The organism is Rhodopseudomonas sp. B29, from assembly GCF_000333455.1.
In the GTDB taxonomy this organism is placed as follows: domain Bacteria; phylum Pseudomonadota; class Alphaproteobacteria; order Rhizobiales; family Xanthobacteraceae; genus Rhodopseudomonas.
Map to the genome: position 1 here is coordinate 1 of NZ_BADD01000072.1, position 2,829 is coordinate 2,829.

Annotated in this window: 4 protein-coding genes; 2 read left to right on the forward strand and 2 right to left on the reverse strand. The window is 64.4% G+C overall.

Annotated features, from left to right (window positions below; all coding sequences use genetic code 11):
- The coding region (locus I5M_RS33305) for a type II toxin-antitoxin system VapC family toxin (RefSeq protein ID WP_376738656.1) at positions 1-186 on the forward strand (186 nt) is incomplete at its 5' end.
- Positions 187-192: 6 nt separating this feature from the next.
- Here the strand turns inward: I5M_RS33305 and ettA are convergent.
- Positions 193-1,842, reverse strand: coding sequence for an energy-dependent translational throttle protein EttA (gene ettA, locus I5M_RS02625; RefSeq protein WP_022719978.1), 1,650 nt, complete (start codon positions 1,840-1,842; stop codon positions 193-195).
- A gap of 233 nt (positions 1,843-2,075) precedes the next feature.
- Here ettA and I5M_RS02630 point away from each other — a divergent pair, with 233 nt between their 5' ends.
- Positions 2,076-2,282, forward strand: coding sequence for a hypothetical protein (locus I5M_RS02630; protein ID WP_022719979.1), 207 nt, complete (start codon positions 2,076-2,078; stop codon positions 2,280-2,282).
- A 79-nt stretch (positions 2,283-2,361) separates the two neighbouring features.
- On the opposite strand, the gene I5M_RS02635 is transcribed toward I5M_RS02630, so the two are convergent.
- The coding region (locus tag I5M_RS02635) for a L,D-transpeptidase (protein WP_022719980.1) at positions 2,362-2,829 on the reverse strand (468 nt) is incomplete at its 5' end.

The following is a 2,829-nucleotide window of genomic DNA, read 5'->3' on the forward strand; positions in this document are numbered from 1 at the left end:
ACAGCGCTGTATATCGCTGGGCGACCCTCCAGCAATTATCGCCGAGCGGCGGGCACGCGGACCAGCGTGCTCGCAGATTTCTTCATCGGTGCTCATGCAGTCGCGTCAGGACTTCCAATCCTGACGCGCGACACGGGGCGCTATCGCAGTTACTTCCCCGACGTCGCTTTGATCACGCCGGACTGACGCCCCTCAGCGCGTCAGCTTCTTGTACTTCGCGCGATGCGGAATGATGGCATCCTGGCCGAGCCGGCGCATCTTGTCCTTTTCGTAGTCCTGGAAATTACCTTCGAACCACTCGACGTGGCTGTCGTCTTCGAACGCCAGGATGTGCGTCGCGATGCGGTCGAGGAACCAGCGGTCATGGCTGATGATCACGGCGCAGCCGGCGAAATCCTCCAGCGCCTCTTCGAGCGCGCGCAGGGTATCGACGTCGAGGTCGTTGGTCGGTTCGTCGAGCAGCAGCACGTTGGCGCCGCTCTTCAGCATCTTGGCGAGATGGACGCGGTTGCGTTCACCGCCTGAGAGCGAGCCGACCTTCTTCTGCTGGTCGCCGCCCTTGAAGTTGAAAGCCGAGCAATAGCCGCGCGAATTGACTTCCTTCTTGCCGAGCAAGATCAGCTCGTTGCCGCCGGAAATCTCCTCCCACACCGTCTTCTTGCCGTCGAGCGCGTCGCGCGACTGGTCGACATAGCCGAGATGCACGGTCTCGCCGACGGTGATGGTGCCGCCATCGGGCTTCTCCTGCCCGGTGATCATCCGGAACAGCGTGGTCTTGCCGGCGCCGTTCGGGCCGATCACACCGACGATGCCGCCGGGCGGCAGCTTGAAGGTGAGGTCGTCGATCAGCAGCTTGTCGCCGAAGCCCTTGGTGAGGTGCTCGAAGTCGACGACATTGTTGCCGAGCCGTTCGGCCACCGGGATGATGATCTGGGCGGTCTGGGTCTGCTTCTCGCTCGCCTTGGCGAGCAGCTCCTCGTAGCGCTGATAGCGCGCCTTGGACTTGGCCTGCCGGGCTTTCGGCGACGACGCGATCCACTCCTGCTCGCGCTCCAGGGTCTTCTGGTGCGCCGCGTCCTCGCGGCCCTCCTGCTGCAGCCGCTTTTGCTTCTGCACCAGCCAGGACGAGTAGTTGCCCTCGTAGGGAATCCCCTTGCCGCGATCGAGCTCGAGGATCCATGACGTGACGTTGTCGAGGAAGTAGCGGTCGTGGGTGACGATCAGGATGGCGCCCGGATAGTTGCGCAGATGGCTTTCCAGCCACGACACGCTCTCGGCGTCGAGATGGTTGGTCGGTTCGTCGAGCAGCAGCAGGTCGGGCTGGTCGAGCAGCAGCTTGCACAACGCGACGCGGCGGCGCTCGCCGCCCGACAGCTTGGTGACGTCGGCGTCGTCCGGCGGGCAGCGCAGCGCGTCCATCGCCTGGTCGACCTTGCTGTCGAGATCCCACAGCCCGGCGGACTCGATCTGGTCCTGCAGCGCGGTCATCTCGTCGGCGGTTTCTTCCGAGTAGTTCATCGCCAGCTCGTTGTAGCGATCCAGGATCGCCTTCTGCTTGGCAACGCCGAGCATGACGTTCTCGCGCACGTTCAGCGCCGGATCGAGCTGCGGCTCCTGCTCCAGATAGCCGACACGGGCGCCCTCGGCGACCCAGGCCTCGCCGGTATATTCCTTGTCGATCCCCGCCATGATCTTCAGCAGGGTCGATTTACCGGCGCCGTTGACGCCGAGCACGCCGATCTTGGCGTCCGGGTAGAACGACAGATGGACGTTATCCAGCACCTTGCGGGTCGGATAGGCCTTGGTCAGGCCCTGCATGAAATAGACGAACTGGCGAGCCATTGGCGTCCTTGAGCAAGCTGGAAATGTCGGGGAATCCGCTGCCGCTGATGTAACGGCGCCACCCGCAAAGGGCAACCCGAGCGAGGCTTGTTAACGCCGCCTTAAGCCTGCCGGTCGTGGACCGCCGGATGCGGACGATTTGAACAGCTCTTTAACGACCTCGGCCAACACTGTTGCGACAGCGGCGCATGAAGCGGCGATAGGCGCCCGCGCAGATGACAGTGGCGGCCCCCATGGCACTGGTCACATCGACATCAAACCTCGACAGCGACATCAGTCCGGCGACAGCAGCCGGCAGCGGTATTGCCGCCGAAATCCGCGACTTCTGGCGGCAGTTCTTCGTCCAGGCGTTCAGCCCGTATCGGCCGGAGCTGCACTATATGCGCGGTCCCGGTCCAGCGTGGCGGGCCAAGCACGGCGATATCACGCGGGCTGACTAAGCCGATTGGCCCGGCATCTCCCCAAAAAAGCAAACGGCCCGCATCGCTGCGGGCCGTCGAAGCTTATTGATTGCAAGATTTAGCGGATGGTGACCGGCGCCGGCAGCGGCGCCACCGAGGTCGGCTGCGTGCCGGGCAGCGGCGCGACCGGCTGGGCGCTGGCGGTCGTCGCGGGCGCCGCTCCCGGCAGTACCACCACACGGGTGCCGACCTTGGCGCGATCGAACAGATCGCTGACGTCTTCGTTCAGCATGCCGATGCAGCCCGACGACACGAACTTGCCGATGGTCGAGGGCTGATTGGTGCCGTGGATGCGATAGACGGTCGACCCCAGATACATCGCCCGCGCGCCGAGCGGATTGCCCGGGCCGCCGGCCATGAAGCGCGGCAGATAAGGCTGGCGCTCGATCATCTCGGCCGGCGGATGCCAATCCGGCCACTCGGCCTTGCGGGTGATCTTCTGCACGCCGTTCCAGGTGAAGCCGTCGCGTCCGACGCGGACGCCGTAACGGATCGCCCGGCCATTGCCGAGCACGTAATAGAGGTA

What these genes read in the sequence shown, in the direction of transcription:
- I5M_RS02630 (WP_022719979.1), top strand. Translation starts at nt 2,076, where the DNA reads ATGGCACTGGTCACATCGACATCAAACCTCGACAGCGACATCAGTCCG.
- ettA (WP_022719978.1), bottom strand. Translation starts at nt 1,842, where the DNA reads ATGGCTCGCCAGTTCGTCTATTTCATGCAGGGCCTGACCAAGGCCTAT.